Source organism: Streptococcus sp. HN38, from assembly GCF_028335765.1.
Classification (GTDB): Bacteria; Bacillota; Bacilli; order Lactobacillales; family Streptococcaceae; genus Streptococcus; species Streptococcus suis_P.
Genome location: NZ_CP116604.1, coordinates 1,308,952 through 1,332,257, shown reverse-complemented (window position 1 = coordinate 1,332,257; position 23,306 = coordinate 1,308,952). Strand labels below are relative to the sequence as shown.

The window sequence follows — 23,306 nt, the reverse complement described above, 5'->3', positions numbered from 1 at the left end:
CGTGAATATATTATTTACATTGAATGATGCTTTTGTCCCGCAAGTTGCAGCTTGTATGGGCTCAATCATGCGAACATTAAACGAAGACGATACATGCCATTTTTATCTTTTCTCAGATGGTATAAGTCAACAGAATAAAGAAAAACTTCATCAATTTGTTACCGACGGAGGAAATAAATTGACAATCGTTGAATTGGAAAACTTGGAATCATATTTTGATTTTGAAGTTGACACAAATGGTTGGGTTTCGGTTGTACTTGCAAGATTACTTGTAGATAAATTACTGCCCGAAGAAGTTGATAGAATCATCTATTTAGATGGAGATACTTTAGTTTTAGAAAATATTCGGGAGCTATGGGAAGTAGATTTGGAGGGGAGAGTCCTTGGAATGTGCCCAGAACCAACAGCTTCATCTGAGAGAAGAGAAAGTTTAAATTTGGGTACGTATACATATCATAATGCGGGAGTTCTTCTAATCGATTTGAAACGGTGGCGTTCAAAAAGTATAGGAACAATTATTTTTGATTATTATAAAGAAAAAAATGGAGAGCTTTTTGCTAATGATCAAGATGCACTGAATGGAGCATTGAAAGAAGAGATAAAAACACTCTCAATCACTTATAATTATTTTAATATTTTTGATGTTTATCCATATCGTACATTGGAAAAATTAAGTAGTCCTTCAACGTTTATTTCAAAAGAAGAATTTGTAAAAATTCGTAAGCAACCACGTATTGTTCATTTTTTAGGCGAAGAACGCCCATGGAGAATCGGAAATAAACATCGATTTAGAGAGGACTATGTTTCTGCATTAAATCAGACGCCATGGAGAGGTACTCAATTTGAGAGTGGTTGGCAGTTTTACTTTTTCTGCTTTAATCTTTTTAACATGATTATGAAGCCTTTTCCTATGTTGCGCTATAAAATTATTACAGTCTTAATTCCTGTATTCATGAAATATAGGAAAATTAGATTACAAAAAGGAGTCTAGGTGTGAAGTTTTCCGTTATTATCCCAGCGTACAATGTTGCTGATTATCTGGAAGAATGTGTGTATAGTGTACTGAATCAGACTTATGAAGAATTTGAAATATTGTTGGTAGATGACGGTTCTACAGATGGTATAACCTCCAATATATGCGATAAATTAGCAGCTAAAGATGATAGGGTGAAGGTATTTCATCAGTCTAATGGGGGATTATCTGCAGCCAGAAATACAGGGATAAAGAACGCTAGTGGTGACTATATTTTATTCCTAGATGGTGATGATTTTTGGACCGATATATGCTTTTTAGATGAAATTAATAGAGAAATAATTTCACATGACGAAGTTATTGATGCAGTTATCTATCCATTTTCCTACTTTTACGGTAAGGATGATGTAGCAGTTCGAAATTTTTCTAAAAAATTACCGTTTCATCAGGTTATTACAGATACGCGCTTACTCGTTGAAACAGGAGCCCTAATCACCCCTGCTTGGAATAAGTGTGTCAGAAGAGATAAATTTACCTCTGCTCTTAATTTCTTGAGTGGATATTTATATGAAGATGGTATTTGGTGTGCAAATCTCTTGAAAGAGTTGAATGTATTTATTGTTGTAGATAATACACAATGCATGTATCGTCAGAACCGACAAGGAAGTATTACAAATAATGTCACGCTTCGACATGTAGAACATGCCTTTAGAGGAATTGAAGAAAATTTAAAGAATTTTAAACAACTATCGAATGAGAAACAAGAAGCACTTTTGATTTATTTATCAAATTCTTATATTTCCATCTTGCCATTTGTATTTCCATATCTGAATAATTCTGATATAAAAATGTTTGTGAAAAAATTTAGATATTTGCTAAAATATTCACATAGGGTAGAACTTGTTTCGTTTAGAATCTCAGGTTTAATGACCAGAGTTCTGGGGATATATGTATCAACATTTATTCAAAACAAACTTTTGAAAATTTATAAAAGTAGATAATAATAGAAAGTGATTGGTAACACTGTGAAAAGGTGGATTAGAAATTTCACAACGCGATTATTTATCTTATCAGGTAAATACAAGCTATTGTTTTATATTTTAGAGCTTACCAAAAATATTGCAAAGTTTTTCTGGAGCATTCCAAAATATATAAAGCGAACTCTACTAGCTTTGCAACGTGATAAGCAACGTAGAAATAATTATTCAGATATCAAAAATCGCTACTTGATTTACACAATTTATGAACATCAATCGTCTTTACAGGACTATAAAGTAATTTTTTTAGAGGCATTGGCTAAAATTTCTCGAGATGTTTTAATTGTTGTAAATGGTAAACTTCCACAGGCTGATATAAATCGTTTAGCACAATTTGGTAAGGTTTTGGAAAGAGATAATGAGGGCTATGACGTTGCGGCTTTCCGACACGGGATAATACATACTGGAAAAGAGGCGTTACAACAATATAATCAGCTCATCTTGGTTAATGATACGAATATTGGTCCTTTTAGAGATTTGGAAGAGGTTTTCTCTGAGTTTAATTCCGATCAGCTAGACTTTTGGGGAATTTCTATGGGTGAGGAGCAGCTAGACTTTACTGGTTATAACCCTTATGGTAAAATTCCTAAGCACTTACAATCATATTTTGTTGTTATTGAAAATAGCTTGCTTAGGTATGAAGGATTTTATGATTATTGGGAAAAGCTCTCTGATACGGATTCTCGTAATAAGGCAATTGGAAAACATGAAACTGTGTTTGCAAAATATTTTTATGATCGAGGCTTTAAGTACGATGCATTGATTAAAGACACGAAAGATAGTGCATTGTATATTCATCCGCTTAAATTATTAAAACAAGGTTGTCCATTAGTTAAGTATTCGGCCTTTAGAAATTATGACAGAGAACAATATTTTTGGCATGGTTTAGAAAGAGAATCTGAGATTCCGGATTTGATGGAGTATATTGCTAAGGAAACAGATTATCCGATTGAAGTGGTGTCTTCTATATTAGAAGATTTTAAAACTAGAGAAAATCAATCTTATATTTTGATTATTGATGGTGTCGAAAATATTATTCCACAATGTACACGTTATCGTGTGTTAAATAAGGCTGAGCAATTGCGAGAACTTGGTTATACAGTTCGAGTGATAAATAATTCTCTTGTACAACTTCAGGATGCACAGTTTGCTAGTCATATTATTATTTATCGTGCTCCATTCAACGATATGCTGAAAGAAATATGTAGGGCAGCACACATAAAGAACAGACCTGTTTATTTTGATATTGATGATTTGGTTTTTGATACAAAATTTACAGATGAACTTGAATTTACCCAAGGCTTGAGCAAGAGAGAGAAAAAGGGCTATGATACAAGTGTCTTGGCTTACAAAAAAATGCTTTCTCTCTGCGATTATGCTATCACATCGACTTCGAAATTGAAAGACGAACTTGAACAATATAAAAACAAGGTTATCTTGAATCGCAACGTCATGTCTAAAGAATTAGTTGAGCGTAGTTTACAAGTTAAGAAAAATTCGAACGACAATAAAGTTAAAATAGGATATTTCTCAGGGTCAATTACGCACAACGAAAATTTTGATTTAATTAGTCAAGCATTGCTACACCTACTTCAAAAGTACCCGCAAGTGGAATTACATATAGTAGGATATTTAGACATTCCGAAACCATTCCAAAAATTCAAAAAACAGATTGTGAGTCATGAGTATGTTGATTGGAGAAAGCTTCCAATTTTAATTTCACAAGTTGATATTAACTTGGCGCCGCTTGTAACCACAACCTTTAATGAAGCAAAGTCGGAAATTAAATGGATAGAAGCGGCAGCAGTTAAAGTTGTGACAGTCGCAAGTAATCTTGGAGCATTTGAAGAGATGATTCAAGATGGAGTGACTGGAGTTCTAGCAGATGATAACGAATGGGAAAGTAAATTGGAGAGATTGATTCTTGAACAAGACTTGAGAGCACAAATAGCAGAAAATGCTTTTGAGTTTGTAATGAATCATTGCACTACAGCAAATAGAATTAATGATTTTTTGAAAGAAGAGTTAGTCTAATGAAACGTATTTTGTTTATTTCTCCTACGACTAGTATGGATAATGGTGCGGAGAAGTCTATTTATTATCTAATGAAGTACCTTATTCAACTGGGACACACAGTTATAAATGTTACTCATGCAATAGGAGGGGAACCACAAGATAAGCATGAGCAACTTTATAAAATGATAGGGGTTAAGAATTACTATTTGCCAACTATTAAGTGGTGGTGGCCGGATGCACCAGGTGGAGAAATCCTTAATAGAGAAGAGGCTACAAGCTACTATCGCCAGAATGTTCAAGACATAGCTGAAATTATTGAGCAAAATGAGATAGACTTGGTTATTTCAAATACTGTTAATGTTTTTCAAGGAGCAATTGCTGCCTCATGTCAAAAGGTTCCTCATTTCTGGCTAATTCATGAATTTCCTAAAAATGAGTTTGCTTATTATGCTGATAAAATTGACTTCATAGAAGAGTATTCTTCAGAATTATTTAGTGTGACTGGAGAGTTAAATAATTTTTTAACACCACTATTTAATAAGAAAGTCCATTCGTTTATTTCTTATACTGAGCAAGAAACAAAAGTTTTAAAAAAAGGCAATCAAGTTAGAATTGTTTCTGTTGGTCGATTAACAGAAGGAAAAAATCAATTAGAACTTATAAAAGCATATAAGACACTAAATAGATTAGATATTGAATTGGTTTTTATTGGAGGATGGGATAGTAAATATAAAGCTATTTGTGATGAATATATCCATGAAAATAAATTACAGAAAAATGTTAAATTTTTAGGTAACTTAGATAATCCTTGGGAAGAAGTAACTGATAGAGATATCTGTGTTTTCCCTTCATCTATGGAAACTTTTGGCTTAGTCTATGTTGAAGCAATCTTAAGAGGGCTTCCAGTAATTCTATCAGATAATTTAGGACATTTGACGGCATTTGAAATATTCTCAGCAGGTCAAATTTATAAATTGGGCGATATAGAAGAGTTGGTGACTAAGTTAGAGCAAGTGATTGAATCCTTTAGAAATTTTTCAGATAGGGCTCGGCTTGATGTGGAACGTTTACGTACTCTATATACACCGGAAGTTGCCTATAAAGAAATACTGGACGGCATCAATCACTTAGAATATACTGGACACCAAAATACAAATTTAAGTCACATAAAAGAGTTACTGACTTTAAATATGCGTCCAACAAGATTGGAGCGTTATGCAAGATTGATCAGCAATATGGCGACAAAAATCAGACATAAACTTCGACTTTAATGAATAATAGGATAGCTATGCTGAAAGATGTATATTATAGTTTCTTCAAATGAGTAAGTAGAATCTAAAAAGTTATATAGAATTCTAGTTTTAGAGAGAAAAAATGAAAGTATTAATGATTATCCCTGCCTACAATGAAGAAGAAAGTATCCTTCAAACTGTTCAGGGAATTATAGATTATAAAAATAGTGTGAATTTCCAATTGGATTATGTTGTCATCAATGATGGTTCAACAGATAGCACGAAAGAAATTTTGATTCAAAATAAATTAAATGCTGTTCATCTAGTACAAAATTTAGGTATTGGTGGAGCTGTTCAGACGGGATATAAATATGCCTTGGACAATGACTATGACGTAGCAGTTCAATTTGATGGTGATGGTCAGCATGACATTCGTTCATTAAATGGCTTAATTCAGCCAATCTTAGTTGGTCAGGCTGATATGGTGATTGGCTCACGCTTTGTTGGTGATACTTTGTCGGAATTTCAAACTAGCTTTATGAGACGATTTGGGATAGGTGTTATTTCAAATATGATTAAATTAACAACTGGAAACCGAATTTGGGATACTACATCAGGTTATCGTTTGGGAAATAGAAAAGTGATTGCACAATTTGCAAAACGATACCCAATTAAATATCCGGAACCGGAATCAACTGTTCATTTACTAAAGCAAAATTTCCAAGTAGTAGAAGCACCGGCCAATATGTTTGAAAGAGCGGGAGGGGTTTCTTCGATTACTCCATTTAAGTCCATCCGCTACATGGTAGAAGTTTGCTCATCTATTTTGATTGCTTCGCTTATGAAGGAGGGGGAATAATGACTATACAAGCATTAGCTATGTTTCTTGCCTCGCTAGGTTTTTTGTATTTTATTTTTAGGAATATTAATAAAAATAAGATCTTATTCGAACATGCCTTTATGTGGATTGTTATTGGCTTCGGACTGATTGTTTTTGCACTCTTTGATGTTATTCCTATTAAATTGGCCTACTTATTCGGGTTTGGTCTGACTTCCAATTTCTTGTTATCTGTGGCAATTTTTGTTCTCTTGGTGATTGGATTTTTGCATAGTATGGCTTTATCTCAACAAAAGCAGCAGATTAAAAATTTAATTCAAGAAGTATCAATGGCTAAAAAAAGAATCTCTGAGTTGGAGGAGCATCATGCAGAATAACCATACATTTGTTATCTGTGCTTATGGAGATAGTAAGTATCTAGAAGAATGCATCCATTCGTTAAAGCAGCAAACACTTCAATCAGAACTTATCCTATACACTAGTACTCCGAGTGAATATATAGAACAAATTTGCCAAAAGAATGCAATCGTAATGCATACCGCACAAGGAGGAGGTATTGGAAAAGATTGGAATTTAGCGCTCTCTTTTGTAACAACCCCTTATGCTACAATTGCTCATCAAGATGATATTTATTTACCAGACTATTGTGAAAAAATAATGTCTCAGATGACAGAGGAAACGTTGATTGCTTATTCAGATTACCAGGAAGTTAAGGAAGGTGTGGCTATTCCCTTAACTTCAAATTTGAAAATCAAGCAACTCATGTTACGGACAATGGCCATGTTTCCCAAATGGAAGTTTTGGCGGAATAGGGTTTTAGCCTTTGGTAATCCAATTTCTTGTCCAGCTGTGACCTATAATTTGAAGAAACTGAATGATTTCAAGTTCAATGAAGAAATGAAAGTTTCTCTTGATTGGTTTGCTTGGTATCAGATTGCACAAAAAAATGGGAGCTTTACCTTTGTAGATGAGAGTTTGATGTATCATCGTATCCATGAGGAATCTGAGACGACAAATAGCATTGAAAACAATATTCGTACACAAGAAGACTATGAAATGTATTTGTTGTTCTGGCCAGAGTTTATTGCCAAATTTCTCTTGAGATACTATGTTAAGAGTCAAGAAACGAATGGAGGAAACAATGGGGAGAAATAAAATAGAAGGAAATACACGAACTCGCAAACGAACACGTTGTCGCTTCATTAATATATATATATATTAATAAATGTATCTTTATTCATGTGTTTACTGGTTGGCTACAAGCATTTTTCTTTGTTGCGAGACGGTTATATTCCATTGAATACGGTTTTAGAAAAACAATCATTTAAAAAAACTTCTGCTGGGCAGTATGAGAAAAAAATCGGTGATTTATCATACTCCTTGCTGATTGATACAGATAAAAACAGAGTGACAAAAGCAGGTTATCAATTTGATATTAGCAATAATATTCAACATTTTTTATGGATGGACTATCTGTCAGCAGATAAGATTGAGGAAATATTCAATTTGCAAGTCTCTCTTAATGGAATTTTTGTGGATGTTCAAAATATTGAATTTTCACAACATCAGTGGATAGAAAAATTTCCAAATCTTATTGCTCATGCTGGTGGTACTTATCGTGAAAAGTCCTACAATACTTTTTATACGAACTCTTTAGAAGCGTTACAACAAAACTATTCTATGGGTCACCGAGTATTTGAAATGGATTTCTATTTAACTAGTGATGGGAAGATGGCAGCTGTCCACGATTGGGACCAATTCGGCTATATGAATGGTGTAGCTTTGAGCTCAGATGAATGGAAAAATTTTCAAACTTTTGGATCACCAGTCACTGATTCACGTTTTACAACGATGCTTATTGGTGATGTGTTAGATCAAATGCTGATTAATAAGGATATGTTCTTAGTGACGGATACTAAATCTTTTGAAGTTTCAGAAGAAGAGGTAATCCATCAGCTTACTGAAATTTATAATGAAGCAATGAAACGAAGCCCTGAATTACTAAGTCGTATTATCCCACAAATTTACAATCAAACGATGTATACTACCCTAAAAAAAGTTTATGATTTCTCGAATGTTATCTACACGCTATATGCCTCGCCCGATAGTCCGGAACAGGTTATTGAATTTGTGGCTAATAATCCATCTATTAAAGTGGTTACTATTCCTTTGAATCATGGTGGATATTTTAATTCAGAATTTTTTAATAACCTTCATGCTTTAGATAAAAAAATCTATACCCATACCATCCATACATATGATGAATTGACGAAATACTCTGCGCTTGGAATTGATGGTTTTTATACCGGTCTATTATTGCCAAGTGATATGGAGAGATTATCGAGTTTGAGGTAATCTTTATTATTACTGATGGCACTATTTTAATCATATCATCAAAAAATATTTCAAAAGCATTTCAGAAGTTTTACAAACAAACTAATATTGTCATGTAAATGTAATAAAAATTTCAAAAGATAGAGGTTTTCATAGGAAAATCTCTATTTTTGTGCTAGAATAATAGATGGAGGTCCGATATGATCAAAATTTTTGGTAAAATTCGTTACCATTGGCAACCGGATTTATCATGGGCCATTATTTACTGGTCACTTACCTTCACGCCTATTTTCATTGGTATGACACTTTTATTGGAAAAGTTGAGAGTTTCAAGATTATTTATCTTACTTCTCTCTCTCTTTGCTGTATTAGTAGTGCTTGGCTTACATCGCTATTTCGAGATAAAAGAAAAGCATTTACGGATTGCTTCGGCTAATCCTTTTGCAGTACAGAAAATTGAAATTGCTACCATAGAAAAAATTGAAGTTTCTTATCTAGCCATTCGCATATTTTCACAAGAATTTCCCAATGGGCAGGTGTATCACATGCGCAAATGGCCGAAAAAATACTTTATTAACCATTTAGCTATTCATAATTGCTTCAAGGGTGAGATTGAATTAATAGACCATTTAATAAAACAGGATTATTTTGAAGAGTATTATACAAAAAAAGCCAAATCAATCAGCTGAAATGGCTTTTGTAGGACATGATTTGATGGCTTTGAGAATATCTGGATTGGGTTCAACCGTTTTCTCAAATTGTGAGTCGTCTGAAAAAACAACGATACCGTCGTCATCATAATCGAATATAGATGAATAGGTTTGGCAGAGCCCGCAGGCAATGCACCGTTCAGGAATAAGTTTTATTTTCATATTAGTATTGTAATCATATTTTAATAAAAATACAAGGAGTTTTCTTGATAATGTCACAAGAGCCATGGAATGAAGAAGTTTATCAAACAGAAACAGTTAGTCGAAAAGAACGTCTAAACAAGGGAGTAGCAAGTACAACAGTATTTACAGTCTTGGCAATTATTTTCTTTGTTATCGTACTGATTATTGGTATCACTGCCATCTATTTGTCGGTTGGAGGTAGTAAAACAGATTCAACTAAAGAATTTTATAATCCAAGCTCCGCGGCAGTTGTAGCAGAAAGCTCAACTTCAGTTGCAGAAACACAGGAGTCTACTTCTACTGATGCGACAGAAACAGAAACAACGGAAACAAGTTCCAGTCTAGCAGAAGCTACGGATGGCTCTACCCTTACTGTTCAAGCAGGTGAAGGTGTTGGGCAATTAGCCGCACGTGGCGGGATTTCAATTGCTGAGCTAGAGCGATTAAATCCAGAGAAAATGACCACAGGGTCTTGGCTTGCGCATCCAGGTGATGTAGTCCGTATTAGATAAAGAGGGGTTATGAAATCAATTCAAATTGCAATTGACGGTCCAGCTTCAAGTGGGAAGTCAACGGTTGCTAAAATTATTGCTAAAAATTTTGGATATACTTACTTAGATACAGGAGCTATGTATCGCTCGGCTACCTATCTAGCCTTGACAAACGGCATAGAGATCACAGATCAAAATAGAATCGTGGCCTTGCTTGCTCAGTATCCTATTCGATTTGGGCGTGATGAAAATGGCCAACAATTAGTTTTTGTTGGTGATGAAGATGTCACTTTGCCCATTCGTGATAACCAAGTTACAAATAATGTATCAGCAGTAGCAGCACTTCCTCTAGTACGGGAAGAATTGGTACGCCTGCAACAGGAAATTGCCCAGGCTGGCGGCATTGTTATGGATGGTCGCGATATTGGAACAGTTGTTTTACCACAGGCAGAACTCAAAATATTCCTTATTGCTTCTGTTGAAGAGCGTGCCCTCCGTCGATTTAAGGAAAATACGGAACGTGGCATTGAGACCGACTTGGAATCTCTAAAGCAGGAAATTGCGGCTCGTGACTATAAAGATTCCCATCGAGAAGTTTCTCCTTTAAAGGCAGCAGACGATGCCATTACTTTTGATACAACAGGAGTATCCATCGAAGGTGTAGTGAAATTTATTTCCGAAAAAGCGAAAGAAATTCTTGACAAGTAGTTTTAGACATGTTAGAATAGTCGTATTGAGAAAAGCAGAAGTGAGAGCTTCTCGCCTTGCGACTAACGTTGTCTGGCTCTACGGATTAAGATTTCTTCGGAAAGAATAATGGTGTAGTGCGGACTTGTTTAGCAAGTCCGTTTCGTTTTTCTCGAAAAATATAAAATGAGGTGAAAAGCCATAGCAAAGCAAGATTTGTTCATCAATGATGAAATTCGAGTGCGTGAAGTTCGTCTTATCGGTCTTGAGGGTGAACAGTTGGGAATCAAACCGCTCAATGAGGCTCAGGCCATTGCTGATAGCGCAAACGTGGATTTAGTATTGATTCAACCACAAGCTAAACCACCAGTAGCGAAAATTATGGACTACGGTAAGTTCAAATTTGAATATCAGAAGAAACAGAAAGAACAACGCAAAAAACAAAGTGTTGTCACTGTAAAAGAAGTGCGTCTAAGTCCAGTTATTGATAAAGGGGACTTCGAGACAAAACTTCGTCATGCCCGTAAATTCCTTGAAAAAGGAAATAAGGTTAAGGTTTCGATCCGTTTCAAGGGTCGTATGATTACCCACAAAGAAGTTGGAGCGAAAGTATTAGCTGAGTTCGCTGAAGCAACCCAAGATATTGCCATTATCGAACAACGCGCTAAGATGGACGGACGTCAAATGTTTATGCAATTGGCCCCAGCTTCAGATAAAAAATAAGCTTTTTAAGCAAAAGGAGAATTAACATGCCAAAACAAAAAACTCACCGCGCATCAGCTAAACGTTTCAAACGTACAGGTTCTGGTGGATTGAAACGCTTCCGCGCTTATACTTCACACCGTTTCCACGGTAAAACTAAAAAACAACGTCGTCACCTTCGTAAAGCAGGTATGGTACATGCTGGTGACTTCAAGCGTATCAAATCAATGCTTACAGGACTTAAATAAGTCGATTACTAGAAATTAGAGAATTATTCGGAGGAAATATATATGGCACGTGTTAAAGGTGGCGTTGTTTCTCGTAAACGCCGTAAACGTATTTTAAAATTAGCTAAAGGTTACTATGGAGCTAAACATCTCTTGTTCCGCACTGCGAAAGAACAAGTAATGAACTCTTACTACTATGCATACCGTGACCGCCGTCAGAAGAAACGTGATTTCCGTAAATTGTGGATCACTCGTATCAACGCGGCTGCTCGCATGAACGGTTTGTCATACTCACAATTGATGCACGGTTTGAAATTGGCAGAAATCGAAGTAAACCGCAAAATGCTTGCTGACTTGGCAGTAAACGATGCAGCAGCTTTCACAGCTCTTGCAGATGCAGCTAAAGCAAAACTTACTAAATAAGTATATAAAATGAAGAGTTTGGTCTGTGTACCAAGCTCTTTATTTTGTTTTAATTCGCTCATAGCTTGCTAAATTTCAATATGAATGATATACTTAACTGGTAAATTAAAAAGGCGACAAATTTTATTTTATAAAGCAAGTGGATATGGTGATGAGGCTGGGCAAAAAGCCCTGCACCGCTTCTCAACGTTAGTGTCAACATCTCAGCGCAGTGGTTGATTGGCAGATTTGTTCGTGTTTTACACTCCAAATCTGACCTCTACGACTGATGCGAACAGAGTTCGCCTTATCTCCAACCTCAAACTGTCTCCCAGACAGTTTGAGCTGTGCGGGGGTGGGAGTGAAACAGTCTGGGGATAGACTGTTTCAGCTCAACAACTTAAAACGAAAAATGGTTGACGAACTCTTCTATGAATGGTCGAGTTCTTTCCCACTCCCATTTATCATGTCAATAATATAAATATAATAGTAAGTAAGGAGAGAAAAAGTGATATGAAACAAGGTAAGACTTTTCTTTATGTAGCAGGAGTATCGTTTATTTGTGCTGTAGCATTGATGACCTATCAAGTGTCAAATTATAAAGAGCAATCGAGCCATCAAAAAATAACAAGCATAGAAACATCGCAATCAAAGCAATCAAGAGAGATTCCTTCAGATCCGAAAAAGGAAGTTCCAGGGATTGATAAGGCGACAGATGATGGTTTTTTACTCACTGATGAGTCACAAATTGAGGAAAAAACTGATTTAGGAATTATTGTCAATCATGGTGATCATAAGCATTTTTTCTTTTACTCAGATTTAAAAAATACAAAATGGGCTTATTTAATTCCTGAAAACTATCAAGAAAAAAACCATTCTTCTCAACCTAAGAGAAATCAATTATCGTCAGGCTCGAAACAGACCGAAGATGAATACATTTTTGATCCTAAAGATATTGTCGCAGAGGATGCAAATGGCTATACTGTTCGGCATGGGGATCATTATCACTATATTTTAAAATCAAGCTTAGGTGGCACGACACACAGACAATTGACCTCTGATAGTCGTCAATCGTCAACTCTTCCTGTCGTTCACCAACAGGAAGGGATTCCGGGGATTGATTTTCAAACGAGTGATGGTTTCTTATTTGATGGGCAAAATATCAGCGGTGTAACGGAAACTGGGATTCTAGTAAGGCATGGGAAACATTTGCATCTTATTCATTTTGAAACATTGAAAAAGAGTAAATGGTCTTATCTTGTGAATCAGTATAAACCAAATGTTGAATCGGATAAGAAGTCATTGTCCGAGGAAGAAAATACTGAGTATCAAACCAAATTGGACTACTTAGCAAAAGAATTGAATTTAGAGCCATCACGTCTTAAGAAAGTCATCGTTGACGGTCAAATTGGATTAGAGTATCCGCATGGAGATCACACACATATTGTTTTATTAAAGGAAATTGATACAAGGAAGCCGTTTGAAAGTCCAGAAGATCGTATTCTTAAGCAAAAGGATGGAGAAACTCTTGAACAGAGAAAAGAACGTCTCATTAAGCAGTACATGGAGCGTTTTAAAGTCAAGCGTGAGGACATTACAATTGACGGGAACTATATGAGTGTACGCCATGGGGACCATGCGCACGTTTATAAAATTGATCCTAGTTTGCCAGATGATCCTGAGCGTGATGTTAAGACCGAAACGGTAAATCTTGCTATTGAGAAACAATCGGTATATGGGCCTTTTTATACAGAAGGTTCAACAGAAAATTTAACACGTAATGGTGTCCATCAAAAGTATCATCCAGAAGGGATTCAGGATATTAAAAATTTCATTCTAGTAACATTCAGTACAAATAGTGATTTTGGTGATTTTGTCGTTAATGGTAAAAAAACGAAGAGAGTTTATTATTTGGTTCGTAAAGATTTAAACTGGGAAGATTTGAACATCGTCTATCCGCAGACCCTTCAACAAAAGGGACGCGTCTTTAACGGTTGGAATGCTGCTTTGCCAAAGTCTGGCAAGATGGCAAGAGAACATCAGAGTTTTTATGCTGATTTTGATAATGTTTATCATAAGCCGACAAAAAATATTTACACTCCAAGTGATGATGTTTCAAATATTGATCTATCAGACTATGTACCTGTTAAATATAGTGCGATAGCTAATGGTCGTTTAAAATTAAATGGTGAGATTCGAGCAGGGTTCATATACTTTGTGAAATCTGACTTAACTTGGAAACAAGCTAAGGAGCAGGGGCTTGTTGTACCAGAACCGGTTCCAAGTAAAGATTATGAATTCATCGAGTTTAGGACAGTTATTACCGGTGGAGAAAAAGATACAGATTATGTCAGTGCCACAACGAGCTTGGCAGCATTTGGGACAACAGGTCCTCGTATAGGGCCATATATTGCCGAAAATATGGATAATCCAACGGACATCCATGATCCAAGTAGACATCCAAATTACCATTGGCATGATCCAAAGAATTATGTAGCTCTTGCATTTCGAGCAGGTGACGGCGGTCAACTTCAGACCCATTTGGGAACTAGTAAAACAGTTGTTTACCTTGTTAGAAAAGGGTTAACATTGAACCAAGCTGGAATTTTTCCGCCATCTTTGAAGAGTGAGACAGGTTATAAACGAGATTATACAAAACCTGTTATTCCAAATGTAGCATGGGACACACCTATTTTGGAAGATACTGTCTACGATATTCATTTCGATAAAGTTGAAAGTGATAGCAAAGATGGGACAGTTGAGCCAGGTGATACTTGGTTGCCTGGAAATCCATTGCCGAATACTCCAGATGTCCCGAATGGAGAAGAGGATGCAGACGGCTGGTTAGATGATTTGTTGACACCTAGTTCAGAAGTAGAAACTGTAACAGACATTGAAACTACAACAGAAGATACAAAAGCAACAGAAAGTAGTACTGTTGCACCCATAGATGTCCCTAAGAATCCATCAGCAGGGGAAGAGTCTAGTGAGGATTCTATATTTCCTTGATGCAATAGAGATGAGTGATTTGAAATAGTGGTCTAATACTCTTCGAAAATCAAAATCAGACGTTGTTGACTTGATTTGATGAGTGAAAGGCTCCAGTGGAGCCTTTCAGCCTGTTACCTTGAAACAAAATAGTAACAGGGTTCTATCTGCTAAGTAGAAACGAACTACGTTCGCTCTATCTCCAACCTCCAAAGGTTCCCCAAACCTTTGGAGCTAGTCTGTTTTTGATTTTCATTGAGTATAAAAAGGCTTAGAATCAATGTAGTAACTGATATGATTCTAAGCCTTTTAGTGTATTACTGCGAATTTGAACTGGTACTTGTTGAGCTAGTACCAGTATTTGGTGTGCTAGTAGCAGTTGTACTACCGTGAAGTTCTAGGTAGCTTGGTGCTTTAAATAGTTCAATTGTTGACTTATTGCCGTTTTTACTATACAAACTTGTCGATTGTGTACCAAGTTTATTCTCCAGTGCAATCTCGGCAGCCAATGAGTCAATATAGTTATATTGACTTGAATCCAAGGCAGGCAATCCATTGTCGAAGAATCGGATAAGATCACCAGTTTGAATGGCATCGCTAGTCGCCAGTTGTGCTGCGGTAGCTTCTTTAATTGCATCAATTTCTTTCTGAGTTGTCTCATCTGGATTTGTAATTTCAAGACCAGTTTCTGTATAGTAGATTTTACCTTCGTAGCTAGTGTATTTTGGTGTGATGAAACTGCCAGCGGTTCGAAGAGCCACAATTTGGCTGTGTTGGCTGGAAAGTAGGTCTTGACCAACTTGAAGATAGTTATCGGATTTGATTCCTAAAAGATGTTCGAGAGTAGGAAGTGCATCAATCTCACCACCATAGGTATCAAAAATCCCACCGTTGGTCATTCCAGGTACAACAATCATATATGGAACACGTTGCATCATGGCATTGTCAAAATCTGACCAAGTCTGCGAATCTTTTCCAATCAACGGTGCCAAGTCAGGATTGCGTGAATTAGAAATTCCATAGTGATCACCATAGAGAACGATGACGGAGTTTTCGTACAAGTCAGTCGCTTTTAAGTAATCAAAAAATGCCTTTATGGACGCATCGAGATAGTTTGCAGTAGCAAAATAGCCATTAATGGTTTCATCATCTGTATTGGCTAATGGAAAGCCAATCTCATCCCCAATCAAGCTGGTTGTATAAGGGTAGTGGTTGGAAACTGTGATAAATTTGGTATAGAAGGGTTGCTGTAAATGTTCCAGATATTGGATAGAGTCGGCAAACATGATTTTATCATTCAGACCGTATTGGAATGAATTTTCAGCAGTGGCTTTAGAGAAATAGGATTGATCAAAGAAGTAATTGTAACCCCATTGTTTATAGGTGTTGTTCCTATTCCAGAAACTGGCTGCATTTCCGTGGAATACAGCAGATGTATAGCCACCATTTTGAGAGAGAATATATGGTGCGGCTTGCTGGGTATTGCTTCCACCATATTGGACCATGAAAGAGCCTTGATTGAGTCCAAAAAGTGAGGTTTCAATCATAGTTTCGGCATCAGAGGTTTTACCTGCCTTCACTTGGTTGAAGAAATTAGAAAAGGCGAGAGTAGAGCTAGAATGATACAGAGAATTGAGGAAAGGTGTGACTTCGTATTCGATACCGTTGACGTTCAACTTATAGTCAATAACAAATTGTTGTAAGCTTTCTAGGTGGAGATAGATAACATTTCGTCCTTTGGCAATACCGAAGTAGTTGTCATTCGGCTGAGCATAATGTTCTGTAATATATTGTTTTACAGGCTCCAGGTCTGAGGCGGTGGCCCCAGAGCGATCCTTATGGGCATTGTAGGTTTGATTAGCATTGTAGCCAAGGAAAGCTGGTAAACCAAGGGCTCTGACGATATAAGTATTAGAAAATCCTCTCGTCAGTAGCTCAGGTCTATCAATTTCTGCTAAAAAGAGATTGATAGAGAATAATAATACTGAAAAGGCTGTGATGGCAAAGCTAGATTTTTTATGAAATGGAGTTTTGTCCCAGTGAAATGCCTTACGGTAGACTAAGAAACCAAAAGCTATAAAATCAAGAAAATAGACAATATCCCATAGCCTAAATAACTTAAGAGCTGCTTCTCCTAGTCCAGCAGATACGCTAGAGGTAGCCATCATGGTAGAAATGGAAATATAATCGGAAAATTCTCTATAATAGACTGCATTTGAAAAGAGCCAGGCGAAAAGAACAATATAAATGGTCATCGCTACACTATAGAATGCCTTCGTATTCTTTATATAAAGCGAGAGACCAAGCAATAAAATTCCTACTGGTAGAGGATTCATAATAGCGATAAAATTTTGGAAAAATCCTTGGGTATCTAAATTAAAATCAACATAGTAGGCCCAGAGTGTTTTGAGCCAGTAAATGATTAGCAAAATCAAGACGAAGCCAAGTCGAGTTTGTCCGATCTTCTTGACGTAGTCAATTAGTTTTTTCACAATAAAACCTCATGGTCCTTTCTAAAAGCTTAGTTCATTATACCATAATTTTAAAATAAGCCTCAAAGTTTAGAGTTTTTTTGGCATAGTATGAAGAAACATGTTATAATAATTCTATGAAAATAAAGGTAAACCGTATTGCAGAACAGAAAATAAACAGAGGGATTCAACTCTTGGATAGCGCTGATTTTTCAGGTTTTTCGTTTGATGAAGACAAGCTGGCTGTTTTGTATTCAGAGTCTGGAAGCTATTTGGGCCAGGCTTATTTGTCCAAACAGAATAAGGGAATAGGCTGGCTGTTTAGTAGAAGCAATCAAGACTTGACCATGGATTTTTTTGTTAAATTATTCGTGGATGCTAAACAGAAACGTCAACATTTTTATCAATCTGAGATGACGAACGCTTTTCGTTTATTTAATCAAGATGGAGATAATTTTGGTGGAATGACGGTTGACTTGTATGATGAATACGCAGTTTTTTCATGGTATAATACCTTTATTTATTCTGTCAAAGAGATGATTGTTGCTGCCTTTCAACAGGTATTTCCAGAAGTAAGAGGAGCTTATGAGAAGATTCGTTTTAAAGGTTTAGCCTTTGAGTCTGCTCATCTTTATGGAGAAGAAGCCCCTGAGTATTTCACTGTGTTGGAAAATGGAGTTCACTATCAGGTCTTTATGAATGATGGACTGATGACGGGAATCTTTTTGGATCAGCATGAGGTACGTGGTTCCTTGGTGGATGGGCTGGCGGCAGGCAAGTCACTTTTGAACACGTTTTCGTACACGGCAGCATTTTCTATTGCTGCTGCCATGGGCGGAGCAGGGGAAACGACTTCTGTTGACTTAGCCAAACGCTCGCGAGAACTTTCTAAAGCTCACTTTAAGGTTAATAGTTTAGACTTAGATAATCATCACTTTGTGGTAATGGATGTATTTGAATATTTCAAATATGCCAAACGTAAAGGCTTGACTTATGATGTGATTGTCTTGGATCCGCCAAGCTTTGCACGAAATAAGAAACAAACCTTTTCAGTAGCCAAAGATTATCACAAGTTGATTTCTCAATCTTTGGAAATACTAAATACAGGTGGAACTATTATCGCTTCGACCAACGCCGCAAATGTTTCTGTTGAAAAATTTAAGAGGCAGATTGAAAAAGGTTTTGGTGTTAGAAAACACCGTTATGAGGCAAGTTACCGCTTGCCAGCTGATTTTGTAATCAATAAAAATGATGAAAGTAGTAATTACCTAAAGGTCTTTACGATACAGGTAGATAAATGAAAATAGTAGTTCCTATTATGCCTAGAAATCTGGAAGAGGTAGAGGCCATTGATGTAGAACGTCTAGCAGAGGCAGATATTGTTGAATGGCGAGCAGACTATCTTCCGAAAGATGATATTTTAAGAGTAGCACCTGCTATATTTGAAAAATGTAATGGTAAGGAAGTGGTTTTCACCATTCGAACAACACGTGAAGGTGGCCACTTGGATTTGGACGATCAAGAATATGTCAATTTAATCAAAGAAGTTGCAGCGCTTTATCAGCCAGATTATATTGATTTTGAATATTATTCTTATAAGCCGGTTTTTGAGCAGATGTTGGAGTTTCCTAATCTTGTGTTGAGTTATCATAATTTTGAGGAAACACCGTCTAATTATATGGAAATCATGTCTGAACTAACTAGCCTGTCACCAGCTGTTGTTAAAATGGCTGTAATGGCTAAGACAGAGCAGGATGTCCTAGATGTTATGAATTATACTCGTGGTTTTAAATCGCTGAACACCGAGCAGACATTTGCGACAATCGCTATGGGTGAACTAGGGAAGTTAACGCGTATTGCAGGTGTGATTACAGGATCCTGCTGGACTTTTGCCAGCTTAGATGAAACATCTGCACCTGGACAGATGTCTTTAGGCAATACTCGTAAGTTTTTGGAAATTTTGGAGAATTAAGTATGCGTTATTTAACAGCTGGTGAGTCTCACGGACCACGTCTAACAGCCATTATTGAGGGAGTTCCAGCTGGTCTTCCTTTAACAGCTGAGGATATTAATGAAGATTTAAAACGTCGCCAGGGGGGATACGGTCGTGGTAGTCGGATGCAGATTGAAACAGATCGCGTAGAGATTACGGCTGGTGTTCGTCACGGCAAGACAACAGGTGCCCCGATTACATTGAATGTGACCAATAAAGACCATCAAAAATGGTTGGATATTATGGCAGTTGAGGATATCGAAGAGAAACTCAAAAGTAAGCGTCGTATCAAACATCCACGACCAGGACATGCTGACCTAGTTGGTGGTATGAAATATCGCTTTGATGATTTGCGTAATTCCTTGGAGCGTTCTAGTGCGCGTGAGACAACTATGCGTGTGGCTGTAGGTGCGGTTGCCAAACGGATTTTGGCTGAGTTGGATATTGAAATTGCTAACCATGTAGTCGTTTTCGGAGGGAAGGAAATTGATGTCCCAGATGGTTTAAGCGTAGCAGAAATCAAAGAGCGTGCAGCCCAGTCAGAAGTATCTATTGTCAACCAAGAGCGTGAAGAAGAAATAAAAGCCTATATTGATCAAATCAAGCGAGATGGAGATACTATTGGCGGAGTGATTGAGACTGTTGTTGGAGGAGTTCCAGCTGGCTTGGGGTCATATGTGCAATGGGATAAAAAGTTAGATGCAAAATTAGCGCAGGCTGTTGTTTCAATCAATGCTTTTAAGGGAGTAGAATTTGGAGTAGGCTTCCAAGCTGGCTATCTCAAAGGGAGTCAAGTCATGGACGAAATTCTCTGGTCCCAAGAAAAAGGATATACACGCCGAACCAATAATCTAGGTGGTTTCGAAGGTGGTATGACCAATGGCGAGGCTCTGATTATTCGTGGTGTTATGAAACCAATTCCGACCCTCTATAAGCCATTGATGTCGGTTGACATTGATACTCATGAGCCTTATAAAGCTACTGTGGAACGTTCAGATCCAACGGCTCTCCCAGCAGCTGGTGTGGTCATGGAATCAGTCGTAGCCACAACTCTAGCGACAGAAATCCTAGAGAAGTTCTCTTCCGATAATATGGAGGAATTGAAAGCTGCAGTAGCCAGTCATCGCGACTATGTCAAAAATTTCTAGGTAATTAATGAAAAAAACGATTTTAATTGTAGGTCTAGGGTTGATTGGAAGTTCACTTGCGCTCTGTATTCGCAAAGACCATCCTGACTATCACCTCATTGGCTTTGATCCTAACGAACAATCATGCCAAATTGCCTTGGGCAAGGGGATGGTTGATGAGGTATCAATGGAATTGGAGGGTGTAGCAAAGCAGGCGGATGTGATTCTTCTGTGTGTTCCAATTCAAGTTTCTTTGCGTTTGATTGAAGAATTTAGTGCTCTTGAATTGAAGGATACGGTCTTGATTACAGATGCAGGTTCAACGAAGTCTGCAATTGTGGCTGTTGCTGAGGAACATTTGGCGCCAAGACAAATTAATTTTATCGGTGGACACCCTATGGCAGGTAGTCATAAATCTGGTGCCAGTGCAGCAGATCTCCATCTATTTGAGAATGCTTACTACATTATGACACCGTGTCAGGCTACCAAGCAGGATGCGGTTCCTCGATTGACAGATTTGTTATCTGGAACGGGGGCACGTTTTGTTCAGATTGATGCGGCAGAACATGACCGTGTGACCAGTCAAATTTCACATTTTCCACACGTATTGGCTTCTAGTTTGATGCACCAAGCTGGAGAGTTTGCGCAAGATCATCCCTTTACGAATAATTTTGCAGCTGGAGGATTTAGAGATATGACACGGATTGCGGAAAGTGAGCCGAGCATGTGGACTAGCATTTTGCTAACCAATGCAGATTCTATTCTAAATCGAATCGAGGAATTTCAAGCACGTCTCTCAGAAATTTCAGATGTTCTCAGATCTGGCGATCAAAAAGCAATTTGGGACTTTTTTGATAAAGGACGTCAAACTCGTAAAGCCATGGAAATTCACAAGCGTGCAGGTGTTGATTCTTTCTACGATTTATTCCTTAGTGTTCCTGATGAGGAAGATACGATTTTGAAGGTTTTGGAAGTCTTACGGGGTATTTCCATTGTCAATATTCGTATCAATGAAGAGAACCGTGAAGATATACACGGTATTTTACAAATTACGTTTAAAAACAAAGGGAATTTGGAAGACGCTGCGAAACGTTTAAGAGAGCAGACGACTTACAAAATCCATTTAGATTAGGAGAAAATTATGTCAACAAATATCTATGATATCGCAAATGAATTGGAACGTGCAATCCGTAACCTGCCTGAATATAAGGCGGTGGAAGCCGTTAAGGTCTCAGTTGAGGGGAATTCAGAAGCCAAAGAAATATTGGAAAGTTATATTTCTTTCCAAAAAGAAATCCAATCTAAATTGCAGGCTGGTGAAATTCCTACTGAAGCTGACCAAAAGAAAATGTTGGATTTCAACAAGAAAGTTCAGGGAAATCCACTTTTGACGGAATATTTCAGCAAGCAACAACAGTTGGGAACTTATGTAGCTGATTTGGAACGTATCATCTTCAAACCTCTCAACGAATTGTTGTAATATATTTATATTTGATAGGAGTAGGTGTTAGGTCATGGATTGACGCCTAGTATACACTGCTTACGTAGAGTTCTTATCTCCAAGTACAGATTCAGAAACGGTACTTTGGGGAGTAAGAACTCTTTTTTCTACCTTCTCCAGCATCCATTTCTTATAAAGTTATGGTAATTACTTGACATTTTCTAATAGAAGTTCTACAATATATTTGGTATATGGTTATAACCAGTTTAGCAAGTGTATATATCAATAAAGGAGATAATATGGCAGTATTTATAAAAGCAAAATCTATTATTTTACCAGAGAGTGAGGTCGAATCAGCCTATTTGGAAATTACTGACAAGGGGCAGTTTGGACGGATTGTGACTGAAAAGCCTGAAGGGGAGATTGTTGATTATTCTGACTTTCATTTAGCACCAGGGCTAGTTGATACACATATCCACGGCTACGCTTCTCACGATGTTATGGACAATGATTTTGAAGGGATCAAGGTAATTTCAGAAGGTCTCTTGTCTTGTGGGGTGACCTCTTGGCTTCCAACGACCTTAACAGATACGACTGAAAATTTAGATGCAGTTTGTGAAACGATTGGGACTTATGCAGGGCAGGAAACAGGCGCCAAGATTCAAGGTATTTTCTTAGAAGGTCCTTTCTTTACAGAAAAATACAAGGGAGCACAAAATCCTAAGTACATGAGCGATCCATCCATTGAAAAGTTGGACAACTGGCACAGCTTATCTAAAGGTTTAGTCAATAAAATTGCTATTGCTCCAGAACGTGAAGGCGTCAAAGAATTCATCGAGTTTGCTAACAGCAAGGCAATTCATACTGCCTTGGCTCACAGCGATGCGACCTATGCGCAAGCGGAAGCGGCAGTAGAAGCTGGTGCCAATATCTTCGTCCATGTTTACAATGGGATGAGTGGGCTTCATCACCGTGAACCAGGTATGGTCGGAGCTGCTTTGAATTTAAAAAATGTCTATGCGGAAATGATTTGTGATGGACACCATGTTCATCCAGCTGCGGCAGAAATCGTGGTCAAAGCACGTGGAGCTGAGGAAACTGTTTTGATTACGGACTGTATGCGAGCTGGCGGTATGGGTGAAGGGGAGTCCCGCCTCGGTGAATTTGAAGTTGTTGTAAAAGATGGAACTGCTCGTTTAAAAGAAAGTGGTAGTTTGGCAGGTTCTATCTTAGAATTGATCGAAGCAGTGCAAAATGTTGTGAAATGGGGCTTGGTGTCCCTACCTGATGCCCTTCGTATGGCTTCTCTGGCACCAGCTCGCTCTGTCAATATTGACCATATTTGTGGTCGGATTGCAGAAGGCCGAGCTGCAGACTTTATCGTCGTAGATGATGCAGGACGCTTACAAGCGACCTATCTAGATGGCGTGAAACGATTTGGTTAATAAAATTCC

23 protein-coding genes and 1 other annotated feature are annotated in these 23,306 nt (G+C 37.4%); of the genes, 21 read left to right on the top strand and 2 right to left on the bottom strand.

What is annotated here, in order from left to right; translation table 11 throughout:
- Position 1: 1 nt before the first annotated feature.
- The 9 genes from PHA78_RS06400 to PHA78_RS06360 all read left to right on the top strand — a co-directional run bounded on the left by PHA78_RS06400 (position 2) and on the right by PHA78_RS06360 (position 9,119).
- Positions 2–991, top strand: coding sequence for a glycosyltransferase family 8 protein (locus PHA78_RS06400; protein WP_272157867.1), 990 nt, complete (start codon positions 2–4; stop codon positions 989–991).
- Positions 992–993: 2 nt separating this feature from the next.
- On the top strand, positions 994–1,974 hold the full coding sequence (locus tag PHA78_RS06395; protein WP_105121779.1) for a glycosyltransferase family 2 protein: 981 nt from the start codon (positions 994–996) through the stop codon (positions 1,972–1,974).
- A gap of 9 nt (positions 1,975–1,983) precedes the next feature.
- A complete protein-coding gene (locus PHA78_RS06390) occupies positions 1,984–4,044 on the top strand; it encodes a rhamnan synthesis F family protein (protein WP_334311258.1) in 2,061 nt (686 codons plus the stop codon).
- Positions 4,044–5,297 carry a glycosyltransferase family 4 protein gene (locus PHA78_RS06385; RefSeq protein WP_024382266.1) on the top strand — a complete coding sequence of 418 codons (1,254 nt, stop codon included), beginning with the start codon at positions 4,044–4,046 and terminating at the stop codon, positions 5,295–5,297. Before PHA78_RS06390 ends, PHA78_RS06385 begins: the two co-directional genes overlap by 1 nt.
- A gap of 103 nt (positions 5,298–5,400) precedes the next feature.
- The gene (locus tag PHA78_RS06380) at positions 5,401–6,117 is read left to right on the top strand and encodes a glycosyltransferase family 2 protein (RefSeq protein WP_012027228.1); all 717 of its coding nucleotides are present in this window, start codon (positions 5,401–5,403) and stop codon (positions 6,115–6,117) included.
- The gene (locus PHA78_RS06375) at positions 6,117–6,473 is read left to right on the top strand and encodes a DUF2304 domain-containing protein (protein ID WP_002937073.1); all 357 of its coding nucleotides are present in this window, start codon (positions 6,117–6,119) and stop codon (positions 6,471–6,473) included. The genes PHA78_RS06380 and PHA78_RS06375 overlap by 1 nt, the downstream gene beginning before the upstream one ends.
- Complete coding sequence (locus PHA78_RS06370) at positions 6,463–7,251, top strand: glycosyltransferase family 2 protein (RefSeq protein WP_272157865.1); 789 nt, start codon at positions 6,463–6,465, stop codon at positions 7,249–7,251. Before PHA78_RS06375 ends, PHA78_RS06370 begins: the two co-directional genes overlap by 11 nt.
- An 84-nt stretch (positions 7,252–7,335) precedes the next feature.
- Positions 7,336–8,451, top strand: coding sequence for a glycerophosphodiester phosphodiesterase family protein (locus PHA78_RS06365; RefSeq protein ID WP_029177963.1), 1,116 nt, complete (start codon positions 7,336–7,338; stop codon positions 8,449–8,451).
- A 179-nt stretch (positions 8,452–8,630) separates the two neighbouring features.
- Positions 8,631–9,119, top strand: a complete 489-nt coding sequence (locus PHA78_RS06360) for an EbsA family protein (protein ID WP_099872006.1) — start codon at positions 8,631–8,633, stop codon at positions 9,117–9,119.
- Here PHA78_RS06360 and PHA78_RS06355 read toward each other — a convergent pair.
- Positions 9,108–9,302 (bottom strand): ferredoxin, encoded by a 195-nt coding sequence (locus tag PHA78_RS06355; RefSeq protein ID WP_024375711.1) that lies wholly within the window; start codon positions 9,300–9,302, stop codon positions 9,108–9,110. The two genes, PHA78_RS06360 and PHA78_RS06355, sit on opposite strands and share 12 nt — an antisense overlap.
- A 50-nt stretch (positions 9,303–9,352) precedes the next feature.
- Between PHA78_RS06355 and PHA78_RS06350 the strand changes: the two genes are divergently transcribed.
- From PHA78_RS06350 to PHA78_RS06325, 6 genes are all read left to right on the top strand, one after another.
- Positions 9,353–9,835 (top strand): SAG1386/EF1546 family surface-associated protein, encoded by a 483-nt coding sequence (locus tag PHA78_RS06350; protein ID WP_015646683.1) that lies wholly within the window; start codon positions 9,353–9,355, stop codon positions 9,833–9,835.
- Between the two features lie 9 nt (positions 9,836–9,844).
- A complete protein-coding gene (gene cmk, locus PHA78_RS06345) occupies positions 9,845–10,522 on the top strand; it encodes a (d)CMP kinase (protein WP_099831389.1) in 678 nt (225 codons plus the stop codon).
- Positions 10,523–10,548: 26 nt separating this feature from the next.
- Positions 10,549–10,677, top strand: a sequence feature (ribosomal protein L20 leader region).
- 40 nt (positions 10,678–10,717) lie between these two features.
- Positions 10,718–11,224, top strand: a complete 507-nt coding sequence (gene infC, locus PHA78_RS06340; RefSeq protein WP_002940606.1) for a translation initiation factor IF-3 — start codon at positions 10,718–10,720, stop codon at positions 11,222–11,224.
- Between the two features lie 26 nt (positions 11,225–11,250).
- Complete coding sequence (gene rpmI / locus PHA78_RS06335; protein ID WP_012027223.1) at positions 11,251–11,451, top strand: 50S ribosomal protein L35; 201 nt, start codon at positions 11,251–11,253, stop codon at positions 11,449–11,451.
- Between the two features lie 42 nt (positions 11,452–11,493).
- Positions 11,494–11,853, top strand: coding sequence for a 50S ribosomal protein L20 (gene rplT / locus PHA78_RS06330; RefSeq protein ID WP_029997460.1), 360 nt, complete (start codon positions 11,494–11,496; stop codon positions 11,851–11,853).
- A gap of 492 nt (positions 11,854–12,345) precedes the next feature.
- Positions 12,346–14,841, top strand: coding sequence for a pneumococcal-type histidine triad protein (locus PHA78_RS06325; protein WP_272158564.1), 2,496 nt, complete (start codon positions 12,346–12,348; stop codon positions 14,839–14,841).
- A 296-nt stretch (positions 14,842–15,137) separates the two neighbouring features.
- Here the strand turns inward: PHA78_RS06325 and PHA78_RS06320 are convergent, their stop codons facing one another.
- On the bottom strand, positions 15,138–17,312 hold the full coding sequence (locus PHA78_RS06320) for an LTA synthase family protein (RefSeq protein ID WP_272157864.1): 2,175 nt from the start codon (positions 17,310–17,312) through the stop codon (positions 15,138–15,140).
- Between the two features lie 116 nt (positions 17,313–17,428).
- Between PHA78_RS06320 and PHA78_RS06315 the strand changes: the two genes are divergently transcribed.
- From PHA78_RS06315 to nagA, 6 genes are all read left to right on the top strand, one after another.
- A complete protein-coding gene (locus tag PHA78_RS06315) occupies positions 17,429–18,592 on the top strand; it encodes a class I SAM-dependent rRNA methyltransferase (protein ID WP_105127621.1) in 1,164 nt (387 codons plus the stop codon).
- On the top strand, positions 18,589–19,263 hold the full coding sequence (gene aroD / locus PHA78_RS06310) for a type I 3-dehydroquinate dehydratase (protein WP_029180447.1): 675 nt from the start codon (positions 18,589–18,591) through the stop codon (positions 19,261–19,263). The genes PHA78_RS06315 and aroD overlap by 4 nt, the downstream gene beginning before the upstream one ends.
- A 2-nt stretch (positions 19,264–19,265) precedes the next feature.
- The gene (gene aroC, locus PHA78_RS06305; RefSeq protein WP_002940623.1) at positions 19,266–20,432 is read left to right on the top strand and encodes a chorismate synthase; all 1,167 of its coding nucleotides are present in this window, start codon (positions 19,266–19,268) and stop codon (positions 20,430–20,432) included.
- 7 nt (positions 20,433–20,439) lie between these two features.
- Positions 20,440–21,543, top strand: coding sequence for a prephenate dehydrogenase (locus PHA78_RS06300; RefSeq protein ID WP_029176078.1), 1,104 nt, complete (start codon positions 20,440–20,442; stop codon positions 21,541–21,543).
- Positions 21,544–21,552: 9 nt separating this feature from the next.
- Positions 21,553–21,891 (top strand): YlbF/YmcA family competence regulator, encoded by a 339-nt coding sequence (locus PHA78_RS06295; RefSeq protein WP_002938966.1) that lies wholly within the window; start codon positions 21,553–21,555, stop codon positions 21,889–21,891.
- A gap of 260 nt (positions 21,892–22,151) precedes the next feature.
- On the top strand, positions 22,152–23,297 hold the full coding sequence (gene nagA / locus PHA78_RS06290; protein WP_024376662.1) for an N-acetylglucosamine-6-phosphate deacetylase: 1,146 nt from the start codon (positions 22,152–22,154) through the stop codon (positions 23,295–23,297).
- The last annotated feature ends 9 nt before the right edge of the window (positions 23,298–23,306 follow it).